This is a genomic window from Gracilibacillus timonensis, from assembly GCF_900086715.1.
Taxonomy (GTDB): domain Bacteria; phylum Bacillota; class Bacilli; order Bacillales; family Amphibacillaceae; genus Gracilibacillus; species Gracilibacillus timonensis.
Genome location: NZ_FLKH01000007.1, coordinates 65633 through 84323, shown reverse-complemented (window position 1 = coordinate 84323; position 18691 = coordinate 65633). Strand labels below are relative to the sequence as shown.

Below are 18691 nucleotides of genomic sequence, written 5' to 3'. Positions count from 1 at the left end.
CATTACAAAAATAGCGTGATATTGATATTTCATGCAGGTGTCTTTACTATAAGGTATAGACATCTACACAACTTTTCTTTTGCATATGCTGTAACTCATATCTGTGTTATGAAAGGTGTCAAAAATAACAGGGAGGGTAACATTAATTGAGAGCGATTGCAAATAAGAGAAGGAAGTTTCGGCATTTGTGGTATGGTTGTTTATTATTGCTATGGATTATCTCAGGTATGTTCGTTCCGCAAAACGTTCAGGCCGATACGGGTGAGGGCAAAGTGGTCTTAGGATATTACAGTTCATGGAATCCACCGGAGCAAATCGATGCACAAAAGGTAACGCATATCAATTATGCATTTGCGGATGTGTGTTGGGAAGGAGAGCACGGCAATCCAGACAATGAGGAAATTCCGGATGGAGAGCTGAAAACATGGCCTTGTAAGAATTTGCAAGGGGAAGAGGAGGCAGACATCGAAAACGGATCGATTGTTTTATATGATCCTGAGGTGGATTTGGTTGAATTGCCCAAAGTTGTAGATTTAAAGAATCAAAATAGCGATTTAAAAACATTAATTTCTGTTGGTGGTTGGACTTTATCTAATAATCTATCATTGGTTGCCAGAACAGAAGAAACACGGAAGGTATTTGCAGAGTCGGCGGTTGATTTTGTACGAGAATTTAACTTAGACGGATTAGATTTAGACTGGGAGTATCCTGTTGATGGTGGCATGCCAAATAATGAACGCGATCCAAGTGATAAAGAAAATCACACACTTGTATTACAAGCAGTGCGTGATGCCTTTGATCAAGCAGAGCAAGAGGATGACAAGGAATATCTAGTAACCATTGCTGGTGCAGCAACGTGGACTTATGCAGAAAATAATGAATTAGGAAAAATAGCTGACATTGTTGATTATATGGCAATCATGGCCTACGACATTAATGGCACTTGGTCAGGAGTGACAGGACATAATGCCCCTTTGCATGGCGATCCGTTGGAAACAGAAATCAGGGGATGGACGTTTGGGGTAGATCAAACGGTTAACGTTTACGGAGATGTACCGAAAGACAAGCTGGTATTAGGTGTGCCTTTTTATGGTCATTCATGGGCTGGTTGTAATCCCGACGATGGAGGTGGGATGAAAATAGAGAATGGTGCCTATCAATCTTGTGCAGCAGCTTGGGAGAAGCCGGGCTTAGAAGGTGGTACCGTCAATTATGATGTCATCAAATCGCTTATCAATCAGGATGGCTATTATTACTTTTTCGATAATACGGCAAAGGTACCTTATTTATACAACGAGCAAAAAGGGGAATTTATTTCTTACGATAATGTGGAATCATTAGGTTACAAAATGAATTTTATTAAAGACCAAGGTTTAAAGGGTGCGATGATTTGGGATTTAGCAGGAGATGACAAGGAATTAAATCTTTTAAAAACAATTTCCCATGGGTTGGGTGTATCAAGCGAAGAACCAGCTCCTGATCCAGAGCCAATCGTTGAACTCCAGGTAGACGATGATCCAGTATCTGTAACGGCAAAAAGCTTGATCAAGGTCTTGGAAGAAGATCAGGACACAGGAGTGGAGGTGCAATTACCTGCTGATTTACCGCATGGAACCACTTTGAAAATTGTAGAAGCGGAAAAAGGAAGAGATTACTTAACGAATTTAGAATCAGCTGGCCCGGTCTATACCTTCCAGTTTGCCTATTCCGATGGAGAATTATTCCAAAGTGAAATAGGATTTGTATTATCGATGCCAGTCAACGAGAATGCCGAAGCACCAGCAATCTATTATTTTCAAGAGGATAAGGAAGCATGGGAACGTATAGGTGAGGAGGTAGTGGAAGGCAATATCACCTTAACCATTGAGCATATGTCAACTTATGGTGTGTTTACGGTTGTAGAAGAAGATGAAGGGACGGAAGATGAAGAAGTTGAAATAGACGAAGGTGACAATGGTGAAGGGGACGACGAAGACAATGATAACAAAGATACCGATGGTGGGGATGGTGGCAATAACGATGACAAGCACACTGGAAATGGCAACAATGATGATAACGACAGAGGAACTACCGGAGACGAAACAGATAACGGAGATGGTAGCGAAAGCGATGATGGCAATATAAACGACGAGACGGATGAATCGAGCACTAATGATATCGAGAATGATGAGGAAGATAATGCGGGTAATGGAACAAGTGATGATGGGAACGATAGTAAACCACTAACAGATGGTAAACAACTACCTGATACTGCAACTTCCTTATTTAATTATCTGTTACTTGGAGTTATTATCTTGTTCGTAGGGGCAGGTACCTTCTTTTATCAACACAAGAGGAAAGCAGCAGCCGATAATTAAAAAATAGCACTAATCAAAAAAAGTTGCAGCCGAAAAAATGCTTGCTGTGGCTTTTTTTTGGTTGACTCCGCAGAATTTCTGCATAGGGAGATGATTGTAGCACCTATAAACAGGGTATAGTATGAACGAAAAGAAAGATGGAGGGGAAGCCTATGAAACTAGTGTTGATCAGACATGGGGAGAGTGTATGGAATCAAGCCAACCTCTTTACGGGATGGACAGATGTAGACTTAACAGAAAATGGTGTAGCGGAGGCGAGAAAGGCAGGCAAGGTCCTTCGTGAAAAAGGCTTTCATTTTGACGTTGCCTTTACCTCTTATTTGAAGCGGGCGATCAAAACGTTGGATTATACCTTGGAAGAAACGGGCCAATTATGGATCCCTGTATATAAAACGTGGAAGCTGAATGAGCGGCATTATGGTGCGCTACAAGGGTTAAATAAGGAAGAGGTAGCCGATCAATATGGCGATGAGAAAGTTCATCTGTGGCGCCGTGGTTTCCGAACGCTTCCACCAGCATTAAATGTCGATGATGAACGTTATCCTGGAAGAGATCCTAAGTACCAAGAATTAAGATTAGAGGAAATACCAACCGCTGAAAGTCTTGCAACAACGATTGAACGAGTAATCCCGTATTGGGAACAAACAATCAAACCTTTTTTAAAAGAGGAGAAAAAAGTGATTGTAGCAGCTCATGGTAATAGCTTGAGGGGACTTATGAAATACTTGGAGAACATAAGTGATGAAGATATCGTGAATGTTAATATTCCAACTGGGAGTCCGCTTGTTTATGAATTGGACGAGCAGATGGTGCCGGTTTCTAAGTATTATTTAGATGAGTAGGAGACGTGTTCAAAAGCAATAGGGGAAATCAAAAAAATCGAAGACAGATCCGTAGAGGGGTCTGTCTTCGATTTTTTTGTGTGATGAGAAAATTCCGTCCAATATTACCTTGACAAATGCAACGCTTTAAACGATAGTGATAATCGTTATCAATTAGTTTTTAGTTAAGGTGTGAATAGTAAAAAAAGAAAGGAGTTTAACCAGTGAAAGCGATGGATATTCAAGACATAGATGTAGGTTATGCCAATGAATTGATCATCAAGGATTTAAGTATTTCCATCCCATCCCACCAAATAACAACGATTATTGGACCAAACGGTTGTGGGAAGTCGACGTTGATCAAAACGATTGCGCGTATTTTGCAAGTGAAACAGGGAGCAGTCCTTCTTGAAGGTGAAGCAATCCATCAAGTGGACACGAAAGAAATTGCCAAACGAATGGCTATTCTACCGCAAACAGCGGAAGCTCCTGGTGGCTTGACGGTATTTGAACTTATTTCATACGGTCGGTTCCCTTATAAAAAAGGGATGGGTTCGTTGAGTAAGCAAGATTATGAGTATATTCGTTGGGCGATCGAAGTGACTGGACTAGAGGAGGTAAAGGAACGGTCGATCAGTGCGTTATCTGGAGGACAGAGACAACGGGTCTGGATTGCCATGGCTTTAGCGCAAGGTACAGATATCCTTGTGTTGGATGAACCTACTACCTATCTGGATTTGGCTCATCAGCTGGATATCTTGTTGTTGTTAGAACGGCTTAATAAAGAAGAGGGACGTACGATTGTTATGGTGCTTCATGATTTGAATCACGCCTCACGCTTTTCTCATTATATGATCGCTATGAAGGATGGCAGGATTGTTAAAGATGGTACGCCGCAAGAAGTGATGACTTGTGATAATTTACAACGTGTGTTTCAAATCGATGCCCAATTAACTCGATGTCCACATAGTGCCAACCCAATTTGTTTGTCGTATCAATTATGTCAGGCAGCTACAGACTCATCATGCCATAAGTCCGATCATTGTGTATCTGGATTACAGAAAAGCTTATCTAGCTAAATAATAAAGAAAGGTATTAAGCAATGAAGCAAAAAGAATGGATGCAAGAGAAGAAGGAGACTACTCGTCCCTTAAAAGGTGTCGTTATTCTAATAATGGGTACGCTATTATTATTTTTTTCTTTCGCGTTATCTGTTTCCTTTGGGGCAGCGGATTTTAATGTTCGAACGGTTTGGCAGGCCATTTTGCATTTTGATCCCAATATACAATCGCATCAAATTATATGGGAGCTTCGTTTGCCTCGTATGGTTGGAGCTGCGATCGTAGGAGGGGCTTTTGCGGTATCTGGTGCATTGATGCAAGGGATGACACGTAATCCTTTAGCAGATTCTGGTCTGCTTGGGCTAAATGCTGGAGCAGTTTTTATGCTGGCTTGCTGTTTTGCCTTCTTTCCTGATTTGTCTTATATGTATGTGATACTATTTTCCTTTCTAGGGGCTGCCCTTGGAGCAGGAATCGTGTATGGTGTAGGCTCTTTATCCACTAATGGGCTAACACCGGTTCGTTTAGTATTAGCCGGTGCAGCGGTTAGTGCTTTATTAGCTGCTTTAAGCGAAGGTATTGCCTTATATTATGAGATTGGCCAGGATTTGGCCTTTTGGTATGCGGGTGGAGTCTCCGGAACTACATGGTTCCAATTGAAAATTATTACACCATGGTTACTGCTGGCCTTGATTGGTGCTGTCTCCCTGTCAAGATCGATCACGCTTTTGAGTCTGGGAGAGGAAGTAGCAGTCGGACTTGGTGAAAAAACAGCTAGGGTTAAGCTGTTGGCTGCTTTTATCATTGTTATATTAGCTGGTATGGCTGTTTCAGTCGTTGGGGCGGTGAGCTTCGTTGGATTAATCGTTCCTCATATTGTTCGACGCTTTGTAGGTCATGATTATCGCTGGATTATACCAGCTTCTCTTATTTTCGGTGCGTTACTTGTTGTACTAGCTGATTTAGCTGCACGAACACTAAATCCGCCTTATGAAACGCCGGTTGGTGCCTTAATTGCCCTCTTAGGCGTTCCATTCTTTCTTTATTTGGCAAGGAAAGGAGGCGGTGTGGTATGACCAAGCAGCCATTTGTAACGAAACAGCAGTTGCAAAAAGCAAAACGTGCCAAAATCGTTGCAGCCACTTTGATTTTTTTAATTATTACCGTGTTTTTTATTAGTCTTAATACTGGTTATATTCGTTTAGCACCTGGAGAGGTTATGGCGGCCTTGATTGGTCAAGGGACTGCTCAACAAACATTGATATTGTTTGACTTTCGCTTACCACGAATGATTATCGCCCTCTTCGTCGGAATGGGCTTAGCCATATCAGGTACAATATTGCAAGGGATCGTACGAAATCCGCTAGCAGACCCAGGTATTATCGGTATTAATGCTGGTGCTAGTTTGACAGTTATGCTTTTTGTTTCCTTCTTTTCAGCAGCAAGTACGGTTTCCATATTATTAATGCCTATTCTGGCCTTTGGTGGGGCAGCAGGTGCGGCGGTTGTTATTTATCTACTTTCTTATAAGAGGGCACAAGGTGCTTCGCCGATGCGGATAGTGATTACAGGAGTTGCCGTTGCAGCAGGGATTAATGCCTTGATGATTGTCTTAACATTGAAATTAAATCCAGAAAATTATCAATTCCTGGCTACTTGGCTTGCTGGCAGTATTTGGGGAGCAAACTGGCAATTTGTATTGGCTATTCTACCATGGTTAGTGCTGCTTCCCTATGTATATGCCAAATCATTAACACTCAATATTCTTCATCTAGGAGAAGAAACGTCGATTGGGCTTGGCACGAATCTGGAGAGAGAAAGACGAGTCTTGTTCGGAGCAGCCGTTGCGTTGGCAGCAGCAAGTGTTTCCGTAAGTGGTGGGATTGGATTTGTCGGACTTGTTGCCCCACATTTGACGAGGAGATTAGTCGGAGAGAAGCATGAATATGTTATTCCCATAGCAGGACTGACGGGTGCCTTGCTTCTGCTAACGGCAGATATGATTGGCCGGATGATTAAACAGCCGGAAATACCCGCGGGGATTATTGTTGCCGTCATCGGCGCTCCTTACTTTTTATACTTATTGGCAAAAATAAAGGATTAATTAATCATAGACATTTGTCTATTGGAGGTATGGAATATGAAAAGAATAATGATTTTATTGGCTGCATTATGTTTTTTTGTCCTGGTTGGCTGCGGTAATCAGCAAACGAACGAAGAACAAGCAGGCTCAGAAAACGAAGGATCAGAAGAAACAGTTACCTACCCATCTGAAACAGGACCGGTGGAGATTCCTACTGATCCACAACGAATTGTTGCGTTAACCAATGCACCAAATGTATTTGCCTTGGATGGCCCGTTGGTAGGTGTGGATGAGTGGACGAAAGCCAACCCGCTTTTTGCAGAAGATTTAAAAGATGTTCCTGTAGTTTCCGAGAATGAGCCAGAAAGTGTCCTTGCTCAAGAACCTGATTTGATTATTGCAGGTTCCCACATGGAAAACATAGATGAACTAGAAAAAATTGCCCCAACGATTGTGTACACCTGGGGCAAGCTGGATTACTTAGAACAACAACTGGAGATAGGCAAGTTATTAAACAAAGAAGAGGAAGCTCAAGCGTGGATAGATGACTTTACGGAGCGTGCCCAAGCAGCAGGAGATAAAATCAAAGAGGCTTATGGTGAAGATGTCTCTGTTACGGTTTTTGAAACCGATGCGAAAAATTTTTATGTTTATGGTGACAGTTGGGCTCGAGGCACAGAACTTCTCTATCAAGCGATGGAATTGCAGATGCCGGAAAAAGTTGAAGCAGATGCTCAAGAAGATGGTTATTATACCTTGTCTCAAGAAGTACTTCCTGAATATGCAGGGGATTTTATCGTGCTGAGCAAGAGTGGGGATGATAATACATTTATGGAAAGCGATACTTGGCAGTCGATACCGGCTGTACAAAATGACCAAGTGATTGAAATAGATACGGAAGAAGCAAGTTATAGTGATCCGATCACACTGGAACATTTACTGGGTATTTTTGAACAAGGATTTGATAAATAGGATAGATCATCATTTATCATGCGTGTTCAATAAGTTCAGGACGTGATGGACTTAGCAGAAGTTCCGCTCTGGTTAGCACAGAAATTCGCTTCGTCATTTTTGTTGGGCTTTTTGAACAACCTTTTAAAAGGAGTTGACGTTTTCATTGAAAAATCAGTTGTGTATTGGATTGTCATTAAACCATCGTCAAAAGAAACAAGCAGCAATGGATCAAGCAGTATCTGCGCAAATCGGGCAGGCGCAACGAGCGGAACAGGCCAAGCTAGATTTTGTCTTTAAACCAGATTCTTTATATGCTCACCCAGCCAGGTTATCATCCCAGGCTGGTTTAGACCCTACTTTAGTATTAACACTGATTGCAGAACAGACAGACAATATAGGGCTCGTCACAACGATTTCAGCATCCTTTCAGCCACCTTACATTCTAGCTAGACAATTACAAACGTTGCACTGGATAAGTAATGGCAGAGCGGGATGGAATATTGTGACTTCTCTAGACGGAGGAGAAAATTTCGGTGAGACGAGCAAATTGTCTTCTGAATGCAGATATGAGAAGGCAAGAGAATGTACCGAAGTTGTACAAAAGCTTTGGCGCAGTTTTCCTGCTGAAGCCTTAACAGCAAGGAATCCACAAGATTTAGTAAAGCCAATTACGCACCAAGGTAACTATTTTCAAGTGAAAGGTCCGCTTTCTATTGCTATGCATGCAAGTGGTGAGCCGGTCTTATTCCAAGCGGGTGCATCGGAAGCAGGACGGCAATTTGCTGCTTCGGTAGCTAGTGCTATTTTTGCTGCTACACCTGATAAGGAAACGGCTAAGGAGCTACGTCAAGACTTAAGAAACCGCGCCAAGGCGAATCAGCGTTCTCCTAGTGATATCCGTGTGCTTCCCGGTTTGTATTTCTTTCTTGGGGATTCTTATGAAGAAGCACAGCAAATGCACCGTGAGGCACATCAACATCTCACTTTAGAACATCGATATGCCTCGATAGAAACAACAATTGGACTTGATGTAAGAGAGCTTCCGCTTGATACACAAGTTACTGAAGTGATGCTTCCCAGTGAAAAACAGCCTGTCCGCAGTCGAACACACGCCAATTTACTGCGTAGATTTATTAGCGATAATCAGCCAACCGTTAAACGGTTATTAGATAGACCAGAGGTGATTGACTCCGCGCATTGGGTGGAAGTAGGAACTCCTCAACAGGTGTTAGGTCGTATCATCGAATGGTATAACGATGGAGCAATGGATGGATTTATTGCTATACCAGGTGGAACAGAAAAATCATTAAATTTATTTTTCGACCAATTAGTCCCTTTGTTAACGGAAGCAGGTGTCTTTCGACGGGAATACACAAGCAAGACACTGAGAGATCATCTAAAATAACCAAATGAAAATAACAGTAGAATGGAGATTCAGACAAATGAATAAAAAATGGATAGTATTCCTTATTACTATTATAGGCTTAGTGGTACTAGCTGCATGTGGACAAGACAATGATGCCTCAGGACAAGAGAATACGGCAAGTGAGGAGACGGAAGAAACAAGTAAAGAAGCAAATGAAGAAGCGGAAACAAGAACAATCGAATATTTAGGAGAAACCTATACCGTTCCAAGTGATGTAGAAAGAATCGTGATTACAGGCGCTATGGAAGCAATGGAAGATGCAGTAGTGATGGACGTTGAACCGGTTGGTGCGGTAACCATTGCTGGAGAATTTCCCGACATATATGCTGATGTAATGGGTAATGCCGAATCAATTGGGGAAAAACAAGAACCCAACTTTGAGAAAATACTAGAATTGCAGCCTGACGTGATTTTAGGTTCAAGCAAATTCCCAGAAGAAGTGGTGGGAAAGCTAGAACAAATTGCCACAACTATTCTTGTCTCTCATATCTCATCAGATTGGGAAGCTAATCTACATCTAATGGGAGCATTATCTGGTAAAGAGGAGCAAGCGGATCAAATATTAGCAGATTATAAAACAGACATAGAAACAGCTAACGATTCCTTAACAGAAAAACTTTCTGGTCAGAAGGTTGTCGCAATTAGAATTAGAGGAGGTCAGATGTTTATTTATCCACCAGATATCTATTTTAATGCAGTGTTATATGACGAATTAGGTTTAGAGGTGCCAGGAGCAGTAGAAAAAGCAGAGACGCAGGAAGCCATTTCGGTGGAACAGCTTGCGGAAATGAATCCGGATTATGTCTTTATGCAGATTCAAGAGAATGGCAGTGGAGAGGGTAACAAGGCCTTTGAGGAATTACAAGAGAATCCGATTATACAAAATATTACCGCATTTAACGATGATCAGGTATTCGTCAATGTAGTTGATCCACTATTAGAAGGTGGTCCTGTATATAGTAGAATTCTATTTTTAGAACAACTACAAGAAAAATTAGCGGAGTAATAGGACGGGGGAAAGAAGTACCCATGTATGCTTTCAGAAAGAATCGATTGTTATGGATTACAGTGTTATTGTTATTTTTAATCGCCACGCTTTTTACTTCAATTGCTTTTGGATCTAAATCAATTAGCCTCACTACCGTATGGAATGGGCTATTGCACTTTGATTCAGAAAATATGGATCATTTAATTATTCATACTTCACGATTACCACGAGTGATTGGAGCATTGCTGATTGGTGCATTTATGGCGGTGTCTGGAGCGTTAATGCAAGGAATGACAAGAAACTATCTCGCTTCTCCCTCGATAATGGGGGTAGCGGATGGTTCGGTCTTCGTCATTACTCTATGTATGATCTTTCTACCTGATGCAGCACCGATGACGCTGATTATCTATTCTTTGATTGGCTCCGCTTTAGGCGCTTTTTTAGTGTTTTCTATTGCACGTATACTGCCAGATGGCATGACACCACTTACACTAGCTATATTAGGAACGATTTTAGGTACCTTTCTTAATGGTATATCTCAGGCGTTGTCTACCTACTTTCAGGTTTCACAGAATATTAGCTTTTGGTATAATGCACGCTTGCATCAGATGGACCCTGTTCTGATTAAATGGGCCATTCCCTTTGCTATCTTAGGTTTGTTTCTAGCTATTTACGTTTCACGAGCTATCACGGCTATTTCACTAGGAGATGAAGTAGCACAAGGGTTAGGGATCAAGCTTATGACAATAAAAACATTGACAATACTCAGTGTCGTGATTTTGACAGGGATTTCTGTTGCTATGGCAGGAAAAATTGCCTTTATCGGCTTAGTTATCCCTCATATTACTCGCTTTTTAATCGGCGAGGATTATCGAAAAATTATTCCCTTTTCAGCTGTCTTTGGAGGGTTATTCTTGGCATGGTCAGATATTATCAGCAGATTTATTAATCACCCATTTGAAACACCAGTGGGCGTAGTTACTGCCTTATTTGGTGTGCCTTACTTCCTTTATCTAATTAAAACGAAGGGAGGAAGGAGTTTTTGATGAAACAACGCAATCGATATAAATTTCTATTGATTTTGCTACTGAGTATAGGGTTTGCTCTTTTTATTATGTATGTCAGTATAACCAATGGAACGTTTGATATGACAGCTTTGGATGCAATCAAAACATTGCTTGGATTAGACCAAGGCAGTGATCATACATTAGTGATTTTTGAATTTCGTTTACCACGTATTTTGATTGGCGCTTTGGTGGGTTTTGCTTTAGGTATTGCAGGTGCTGTATTGCAAGGTATAACAAGAAATCAGTTGGCTGATCCAGGTATACTAGGTATTCATGCCGCTGCTGGTCTTTCGATTGTTATGTATATGTTTGTTGTACAAGCAGCGGTAAAAAGTGCCGGTTGGCTTTCAATATTCAATATGACGTTTTTCGGTTGGATAGGTGGTATGGCTGCTACTGCTTTTTTACTCTTGTTTTCTCGTGAGCAAGGTAAACTGGAACCAAGAAAACTGATTTTAGTCGGAATTGCCTTGAATTCAGGCTTCAGTGCCTTAACTCTTTATGTTTCATTAAAAATGGACCCGCAGGATTTTGAGATGGCCACTGTCTGGTTGTCAGGCAGTATTTATAGTGCTTCCTGGTCGCAAATCATTGCCACATTGCCGTGGATACTTTGTTTTACTCCTATTTTGCTTTGGCAGTCCCCTGTTTTGAACGTGCTGCAGCTGGATGAGGTTACGACAACAGGGATAGGCGTGTCTATCGAGCGAGAACGTCGAATCATGTTGCTTAGCTCGGTAGCGCTTGTTAGTGCTTCTGTCGCTGTTTCGGGAAGCATTGGATTTGTGGGCTTAATTGCTCCGCATATTTCCCGAAGACTGGTCGGTATTCATCATCCATACAGCTTGCCAATCAGCGGGATGATCGGTATGTTAATGGTTTTGTTAGGAGACTTTATTGGTAAGACGATCTTTGCACCGGCAGAATTACCAGCAGGAATTGTAATAGCGATTATTGGTGTCCCTTATTTTGTTTATTTATTAGTAAAGGCTAAAGGGGCATAGTAAGGAGGAGCAAGATGACAACTTATCTGTTGAACGGAAAGCACCACGATTATCAACTGAAAATAGCAGTGCCAGATCAGTCTCCCCAGAAAAAGGGTATCCAGTTTTATATATTCTGGATAGTAATGCGTACTTCACCATGTTTCATGAGATGATTCGTTTGCAAAGTAGAAGGGCAGAGAGGACAGGAGTCGAACCCATGTTACTGGTGGGTATTGGTTATCAAGAAGAGAAGCCTTTCTCCCCATTTCGAGTCTATGATTTTACTCCGCCAGCTGGACAAGCCGAATTACCCGACAGACCAGATGGAACTCCGTGGCCTGAGCACGGAGGAGCAGCTGATTTTTTGCAGCTCTTGCAAGGTCAAGTCTTGCCGTATGTGCAACAACATTACACCATTGATCAACAAAAACAGACGCTTTTTGGCCACTCACTTGGCGGTTTATTTGCGTTATATGCCCTTTTTCAAGAGCCTGTGCTTTTCAGTCATTACTTTGTTTGCAGTCCCTCGATCTGGTGGAATCAACAAGCTATTTTAAGCTGGGAAAATAAGCATGATTTATCCGCGGTGAAAGGACTGTTTATTGCGGCAGAGCAGGTTGCGAAACAAGGGATGTATGACCGAGCTTTATCATTATATGAAAGGCTGTCTACTGCTTATCCGAAGGTACCAATTGACTTTTCCTCACTAGAAGGCGAGAACCACATGTCGATTGTTCCAACCGTATTTAGTAGAGGGATGCGTTTTTTACATGAAGCATCATACGAAGGCACTTTCTGAATCCCAGCTAGTTCAGAAAGCGAAGGCGAAGCAGTTAGGGTCGACCATATCCTGCTTCGCTTTTTCACCACGTTATCCTTTTGTATCAAGCGTGATCCAGGTGATTAGATAGGCAAGAAAGCTAACAATAAGACCGCTCCCCACACCAACAATCATTACTGTTTGAACGGTTTTAATATCGGAGAAGAATAAGCTGAGTCCAAAGCAGAGAAAAAGAATAACAATCATAGTAATTATTAATATTCGATAAGTAACCAGGCTGGCTCTTTTTGAGATGATTTCTTCGCGCTCATCTATTGCACTGAGTTCGCCCTTCTTAGTACTGTAGCCTCCATTCTTCGTGTTCCTTCCATATAGAAACCTAGCTAGACCGAAAATCAATACCCAGATAAAAAGTATAAACCAAAAAAATCCAAGATTGAAAGAACTAGAGAATGGAGCTTCTGTTATCGTAACCGAGTGCACGGTTTGAATCATTGCCAACATTAAAAGTAGGACAAGTAGGATATTTCCCGTTTGCTCGAATATTATTTTCTTCATCGTAACTTACTCCTTTCCTAATTGAAAAATCGTATGAATATCAGTTTCTAAAACCTCTGCAATTTGTAACGCTAATAATAAGGAAGGTGTATAATTTCCCTTTTCCAAAGAAATAATTGTTTTTCTCGAGAGTAAAGTGGTCTACTTAACAAAATCTCACCTTATCGGCAGTCAGCATTTTCTTTTGATGATATAAGTGGAATGAAATCATGGCTCATTAATCGGATAGGTGCTCTTGATCCATTTATGCAGTATGATGAAATAACCAGGGAATAAATGCATTTATTCCCTGGTTATTTCATCATACTGCTACCTTTCAGCAGAGCTGAAAGGCGTGTGAATGGTCATTCACACGAATGGATCAAACTAGCTTATCAGAGAAATAATGAGGGCAAAGACTTGCTTATAACATGTTTTTGTTACCTTTATACGTTCAGCTCATATAGTAATAGAGGGTATGTGTAAAATAATACTCGAAAGTGATAAAAAATCCCCATAGCCAAAAAAGAGAAGGTACTCTATCATAAAATGTATGCTTTGCAGGGCATAATACATTTACGAAAGAGGCCTTCTCATGGAACTTATTATATCAAAACTATATGAATTAATAAAGGATACAACGAATGTGATTGAAATGGAGGAAGAAGCCCATCGTTTGATGTATGGTTGTTTCACAAGCTTAGTAGGGCAAGTCTTTCGAGAACTAGATCGTGTACTGGTATCTCAACGCTTGGCAGAAGGGTGGAAACGAGAACGTACCGATAGCCGAAGTATCCAGTTTATGTTTGGGATGGTCACGTTCGATCGTACGTTGATGAAGAATCCAAATGGTCAAGCGATGTATCCTTTAGATGAATGGATTGGTTTGCGTAAAAGACAGCGCTACAGTCCTTTGGTGGAGGTTAAAGTAGCCGAGATGGCCAGTGAAAGCACATATCGGGAAGTGGCTCATACATTAGAAGCATGGACGCCTGTCCACCTGAGTCATCAAACGGTAGGACATATGGTAAAAGTGGTAGGGAAAGCGCAGGCCCAAGCCGATCAAGACCGAGTGGCAGAGATGGAGGAAGCTACTTCCTTACCCAATGGGGAAAAGTGGAATACTTCTATGCAGAGGCGGATGGCGTCTTTATTCGAGGATGTCAAAAGAAACAACATATAGAAGTGCGGCATGCCATCCTGTATGAAGGCTGGGAGAAGAATGGGAAACGAATCTCCCTTCAGGAACCAACTGTTATTATGACCACCCAACCAGTGGATGCCTTTTGGGAGGAGGTACAGACAATGGCAGCCAGTCGATACAGCTTAGAAGAGACGCAAGTAGTGACAAATAGTGATGGAGGCAACGGTTATACGGCCGAACGATTTCAAACCGCTTTTTCCCAATCGAAACATCAGGTACTGAATCAGTTGGATGCCTATCATGTGGCTCAAGGGGTCAATCGTGCTTTTCCCAAGGAAGAGAAGGGGTATAAAAAAGCCGTCCGACAGGCATTAAAAGTACATGATTTGGATGCCTTTAAGCTACAAGTAGACACATATGAGAGCACGTTAGAAGACCCAAAACAGATCGAGAAAGTGCAGCGATTCCGCCAGTATATTCTTCATAACTGGTCTCGCATCTATGATTGGCGGGAGGTAGTCTCCGATTGTCCAAAAGATGCCAGAAAACTAGGGGCGATGGAATCTCATCAACGACAGGTGTCCTTCCGTATGAAAAAACGAGGGATGCATTGGAGTGCCGCAGGTGGAGAAGCCATGGTCAAGATCAAACAAGGCATACAAAATCAAACCTTGCGACCAGCTTATTTAGCGAACCAGCAACGAAGTACAAGAAAGCAAAGAGACGTGAAAAAGGGAATCCGAGTGGCTGCCTTACTGCGTCAGCCGACTAGAGCTTCTATTGGTGCCAAACAAGGCAGAATACCTCTGTATGAGGCTCATTCATCAGCTATGGGGTATCTAGTTAAAAGTTTTTAAATCATAGCCTCGGTGGTGCGTGAAGGTTCTTGAACGGTGGAACCTTCACACACCACCGAGGGGAACAAGCGATAGCGCGTTAGTCTAGGCAAGTGTACAAAAAGATAGAGTCTGAACTATTGGTGGGAAAAGCTTGTCGAGAAAATCTTGACACATACTAATAGAGGGCCCGGCTTTTCTTATTTCATTAAATTACTTATAATTGACAAGCAAAATATAACCACTCAGATAATCACTACTCCAATATTTTTATCATTTTATGATGTATTCGTTTTCTGTGATAAGCGTATGCTATGTTATAATGAAGAGAGAAAATGAACATTCATCTTATGTTAAAGAGAGGATTGTTGCTGATGTGAATATTTTAACATCGAAATTATTAGAAGTTGTATTGGCTGTACTCCCTATTACGATTATTGTTGCGATTCTGCATTTTATTTTGGTGCCACTAGATACCATGTTGATGATTCGTTTTATGGTTGGCGCTGTTTTTATTGTAGTAGGTCTATCGGTTTTCCTGTTGGGAGTAGACATTGGGATTACACCAATAGGTAAGCAAATGGGGAAGGTTGTAGCTAAGTCTAATAAGTTATGGATCGTCATTGTGGCAGGGTTATTTCTAGGGTTTATTATTTCAATAGCGGAGCCTGATTTACATATATTGGCCGGTCAGGTGGAAACCGTGACGGATGGCAGTGTTCCGAAATTGCTGCTTGTCGTAGTTGTTTCATTAGGTATTGCGGCATTGTTAGCACTAGGACTTGTTCGTATTGTTCATAATATTCCTTTGTTTAAATTGCTAACGATTTTATATTTGATCGTTCTTGCCGTAGCCATCTTCACTTCTCCTCAGTTCTTGGCTATCTCTTTTGATGCCTCAGGTGCTACTACAGGTGCATTAACAGTTCCTTTTATCCTAGCCTTATCTATTGGTATTTCCATGATGAAAAAGGATAGTAAGGCATCCGAAAAAGATAGCTTCGGAATGCTAGCGATTGTATCGGTTGGCGCCATATTAACCGTCATGTTAATGAGTATTATCACGAATCAAGATGAATTATCAGGAGGGCTTGCAGGAAATCAAGAAGTATCTGACGGAATACTCGCTCCGTTTCTCTATGAATCCATACATATTACCCAAGAAGTATTACTCGCCTTAGCTCCGATTGTTTTGATTTTTTTGATTTTTCAAAAAATATCATTTAAATTATCCAAGGCGTCTTTTCGAAAGATTATAACTGGATTATTCTTTACCTTTATCGGCTTGATCCTTTTTTTAGTTGGTGTCAATGCAGGTTTTATGGATTTAGGTACAGAATTAGGATTTAGTATTGCTTCCTTAGACAATAAGGCATATATTGTTAGTATCGGATTTATATTAGGCTTGGTTACTATATTGGCAGAGCCCGCCGTCTATGTATTAACGACACAAATTGAAGATGTCACCAGCGGGTATGTCAAACGAAAAGAAGTATTATTCACCTTGGCGATTGGCGTAGGAATCGCTATAGGACTATCAATGTTACGAATCCTTATTCCTGAATTACAGCTGTGGCATTATTTGCTGCCTGGTTACTTGATTGCGCTTGGCTTAACCTATGTCGTCCCTAAATTATTTGTTGGGATAGCGTTTGATTCAGGTGGAGTTGCGTCAGGCCCGATGACCGCAACGTTTATTCTAGCCTTTACGCATGGTGCAGCAGACGCAATTCAAGGAGCCGATGTGATCGTTGATGGCTTTGGTATGATTGCAATGGTTGCGTTAACGCCACTTATCACTTTGCAGATATTGGGCTTAGTATTCAAATGGAAATCACGTAAAGGGGGTATACCGAACCATGAATCCCGATAAAGTGGTCAGCCAATTTGAGCTGATTCATGTCATTGTCCGATTCGGATTAGGAAGTAAAGTATTAAAAGAAGCAAAGAAGTGTGGAGTTTCAGGTGGGACGTTATGTATCGGCAAAGGAACCATTCAAAATAAGTTATTGAAAATGATGTCGATTACCGATACTCGTAAGGAAGTTGTTATGATGATCTCTAACCCGAAAACGACATCTAAGACATTACAACACTTAAACAAGGTTTTTCATTTTGATAAACCCAATCATGGCATAGTGTTTACCATGTCATTGAATCATGTAATCGGAACAAGCAGTTGTCAAAGAGACAAGGAAGAAAGGAGTGACGATGGAATCATGTATCAGAATATCATGATTGTTGTGGACCGTGGTAAAGCAGAGGATGTGATTGAATCGGCACAAAAAGCTGGATCAAAGGGTGGCACGATTATCAATGCACGTGGCTCTGGTATTCATGAAACAAGTAAATTATTTGCCATGAATATCGAACCGGAAAAAGAAATCGTCATGATATTATCCAAGCAGGAGACGACCGATTTCATTATAAAAAGAATCTATGATGATTTGAAAATTGGGGAACCAGGTAATGGCATTATTTTTGTACAGGATGTGAATAAGACATACGGGATTTACGAGTAACCTAATCATCATTCAGTGAACAGAGGTGAAGAGAAATGGGGAAAATGCAAGCTGCAGTCTTAAATAAACCATTAGATATGGAGATCCAAGAGGTTAAGATTCCTGAACCCAAAAGTGATGAAGTACTTATTAAGGTGCATTGTATCGGTGTTTGCGGCTCAGATGTTCATTACTATGAGCGTGGCAAGATTGGCCGGTATGAAGTTAAAGAGCCGATTATCTTAGGCCATGAATTGGCAGGAGATATTGTCGAAATAGGCAGTGAGGTTTCAGATTTACAGGTTGGCGACCGCGTTGCTGTTGAGCCAGGTGTAACGTGTGGCAGGTGTGAATATTGCAAGCAAGGCAGGTATAACCTCTGTCCAGAGGTACGCTTTATGGCTACACCGCCAATTGATGGGGCGTGGTCTGAATATGTCACGATTCGCAGTGATTTCGCCTTTAAGATACCAGATCAAATGAGTTATGAAGAAGGCGCTTTGATTGAGCCTTTATCGGTAGGAATTCATGCAATGGAACGAGGCAAGGTAAAACCTAATGATAAGTTGTTGATTACGGGACTTGGTCCGATTGGTTTATTGACGATTAAGGCTGCTCAAATCTTTGGTGTGACTGAAATATATTGTTCCGATGTCGTGCCTTTTCGGAGAGAATTAGCCAAAAAGCTAGGTGCTGTTCAGGTATTTGATCCTACACAGGATAACATCGCAGAGGAGCTCGAACAGATAACAGATGGTGTTGGGATTGATGTAGCGATTGAGACCTCAGGAAATGGACGAGCCGTTCAAGACGCATTAACGCTTACGAAAAGGGGAGGCAGAATCGTATTGGTCGGTTTGCCAGCTGTTTCTGAAGTTCCTATTGATATTACCCACTTAGTTGATTCGGAATATGATGTCTATGGTGTCTTTCGTTATGCCAATAGCTATCCGACGGCCATTCAGGCAATTGCTAATCATGATTTGAGACTGGAAGAAGTGATTACCGATAAGTATCATTTATCAGATACCAGAGAAGCCGTAGAAAAGGCAAGAAATGAAAAAGATACCAGTATTAAAATCATGATTTACACCGAATGAATGAGAAACCATGATAAGGACTGTGGAACAGGAAAAGTACTACAGTCCT

14 protein-coding genes and 2 pseudogenes are annotated in these 18691 nt (G+C 41.3%); 15 read left to right on the top strand and 1 reads right to left on the bottom strand.

Annotated features, from left to right (window positions below; translation table 11 throughout):
- Nucleotides 1-146 precede the first annotated feature (146 nt).
- From BN6556_RS00955 to BN6556_RS00905, 11 genes and pseudogenes are all read left to right on the top strand, one after another.
- Complete coding sequence (locus tag BN6556_RS00955; RefSeq protein ID WP_066185999.1) at nt 147-2357, top strand: glycoside hydrolase family 18 protein; 2211 nt, start codon at nt 147-149, stop codon at nt 2355-2357.
- Between the two features lie 152 nt (nt 2358-2509).
- Entirely contained in the window at nt 2510-3199 is a 690-nt protein-coding gene (gene gpmA, locus BN6556_RS00950; protein ID WP_066185996.1) for a 2,3-diphosphoglycerate-dependent phosphoglycerate mutase, read from the top strand.
- A gap of 203 nt (nt 3200-3402) precedes the next feature.
- Nucleotides 3403-4257, top strand: coding sequence for an ABC transporter ATP-binding protein (locus BN6556_RS00945; RefSeq protein WP_392388578.1), 855 nt, complete (start codon nt 3403-3405; stop codon nt 4255-4257).
- 23 nt (nt 4258-4280) lie between these two features.
- Complete coding sequence (locus tag BN6556_RS00940; protein ID WP_066185993.1) at nt 4281-5315, top strand: FecCD family ABC transporter permease; 1035 nt, start codon at nt 4281-4283, stop codon at nt 5313-5315.
- Entirely contained in the window at nt 5312-6343 is a 1032-nt protein-coding gene (locus tag BN6556_RS00935) for a FecCD family ABC transporter permease (RefSeq protein WP_066185990.1), read from the top strand. Before BN6556_RS00940 ends, BN6556_RS00935 begins: the two co-directional genes overlap by 4 nt.
- 36 nt (nt 6344-6379) lie before the next feature.
- On the top strand, nt 6380-7294 hold the full coding sequence (locus tag BN6556_RS00930) for an iron-hydroxamate ABC transporter substrate-binding protein (RefSeq protein ID WP_066185987.1): 915 nt from the start codon (nt 6380-6382) through the stop codon (nt 7292-7294).
- A 133-nt stretch (nt 7295-7427) separates the two neighbouring features.
- A complete protein-coding gene (locus BN6556_RS00925) occupies nt 7428-8681 on the top strand; it encodes an NtaA/DmoA family FMN-dependent monooxygenase (RefSeq protein ID WP_066185984.1) in 1254 nt (417 codons plus the stop codon).
- Between the two features lie 37 nt (nt 8682-8718).
- Nucleotides 8719-9708, top strand: coding sequence for an ABC transporter substrate-binding protein (locus tag BN6556_RS00920; RefSeq protein WP_066185979.1), 990 nt, complete (start codon nt 8719-8721; stop codon nt 9706-9708).
- 23 nt (nt 9709-9731) lie between these two features.
- On the top strand, nt 9732-10736 hold the full coding sequence (locus BN6556_RS00915) for a FecCD family ABC transporter permease (RefSeq protein ID WP_066185976.1): 1005 nt from the start codon (nt 9732-9734) through the stop codon (nt 10734-10736).
- Entirely contained in the window at nt 10736-11761 is a 1026-nt protein-coding gene (locus tag BN6556_RS00910; RefSeq protein ID WP_066185972.1) for a FecCD family ABC transporter permease, read from the top strand. Before BN6556_RS00915 ends, BN6556_RS00910 begins: the two co-directional genes overlap by 1 nt.
- Before the next feature lie 94 nt (nt 11762-11855).
- Nucleotides 11856-12542, top strand: a pseudogene (locus tag BN6556_RS00905) (alpha/beta hydrolase); the annotation flags it as partial.
- 72 nt (nt 12543-12614) lie between these two features.
- Here the strand turns inward: BN6556_RS00905 and BN6556_RS00900 are convergent.
- Nucleotides 12615-13082, bottom strand: a complete 468-nt coding sequence (locus tag BN6556_RS00900; protein WP_066185968.1) for a hypothetical protein — start codon at nt 13080-13082, stop codon at nt 12615-12617.
- A gap of 574 nt (nt 13083-13656) precedes the next feature.
- Between BN6556_RS00900 and BN6556_RS00895 the strand changes: the two are divergent.
- The 4 genes and pseudogenes from BN6556_RS00895 to BN6556_RS00880 all read left to right on the top strand — a co-directional run bounded on the left by BN6556_RS00895 (nt 13657) and on the right by BN6556_RS00880 (nt 18642).
- Nucleotides 13657-15062, top strand: a pseudogene (locus tag BN6556_RS00895) (ISLre2 family transposase).
- 355 nt (nt 15063-15417) lie between these two features.
- The gene (locus tag BN6556_RS00890) at nt 15418-16914 is read left to right on the top strand and encodes a DUF1538 domain-containing protein (protein WP_066185966.1); all 1497 of its coding nucleotides are present in this window, start codon (nt 15418-15420) and stop codon (nt 16912-16914) included.
- Nucleotides 16901-17563 carry a P-II family nitrogen regulator gene (locus BN6556_RS00885; protein ID WP_066185963.1) on the top strand — a complete coding sequence of 221 codons (663 nt, stop codon included), beginning with the start codon at nt 16901-16903 and terminating at the stop codon, nt 17561-17563. Before BN6556_RS00890 ends, BN6556_RS00885 begins: the two co-directional genes overlap by 14 nt.
- 35 nt (nt 17564-17598) lie before the next feature.
- Nucleotides 17599-18642: an NAD(P)-dependent alcohol dehydrogenase gene (locus BN6556_RS00880; protein ID WP_066185960.1), complete on the top strand. Its 1044-nt coding sequence runs from the start codon at nt 17599-17601 to the stop codon at nt 18640-18642.
- The last annotated feature ends 49 nt before the right edge of the window (nt 18643-18691 follow it).

What these genes read in the sequence shown, in the direction of transcription:
- gpmA (WP_066185996.1), top strand. Translation starts at nt 2,510, where the DNA reads ATGAAACTAGTGTTGATCAGACATGGGGAGAGTGTATGGAATCAAGCC.
- BN6556_RS00940 (WP_066185993.1), top strand. Translation starts at nt 4,281, where the DNA reads ATGAAGCAAAAAGAATGGATGCAAGAGAAGAAGGAGACTACTCGTCCC.
- BN6556_RS00935 (WP_066185990.1), top strand. Translation starts at nt 5,312, where the DNA reads ATGACCAAGCAGCCATTTGTAACGAAACAGCAGTTGCAAAAAGCAAAA.
- BN6556_RS00930 (WP_066185987.1), top strand. Translation starts at nt 6,380, where the DNA reads ATGAAAAGAATAATGATTTTATTGGCTGCATTATGTTTTTTTGTCCTG.
- BN6556_RS00920 (WP_066185979.1), top strand. Translation starts at nt 8,719, where the DNA reads ATGAATAAAAAATGGATAGTATTCCTTATTACTATTATAGGCTTAGTG.
- BN6556_RS00915 (WP_066185976.1), top strand. Translation starts at nt 9,732, where the DNA reads ATGTATGCTTTCAGAAAGAATCGATTGTTATGGATTACAGTGTTATTG.
- BN6556_RS00910 (WP_066185972.1), top strand. Translation starts at nt 10,736, where the DNA reads ATGAAACAACGCAATCGATATAAATTTCTATTGATTTTGCTACTGAGT.
- BN6556_RS00900 (WP_066185968.1), bottom strand. Translation starts at nt 13,082, where the DNA reads ATGAAGAAAATAATATTCGAGCAAACGGGAAATATCCTACTTGTCCTA.
- BN6556_RS00885 (WP_066185963.1), top strand. Translation starts at nt 16,901, where the DNA reads ATGAATCCCGATAAAGTGGTCAGCCAATTTGAGCTGATTCATGTCATT.
- BN6556_RS00880 (WP_066185960.1), top strand. Translation starts at nt 17,599, where the DNA reads ATGGGGAAAATGCAAGCTGCAGTCTTAAATAAACCATTAGATATGGAG.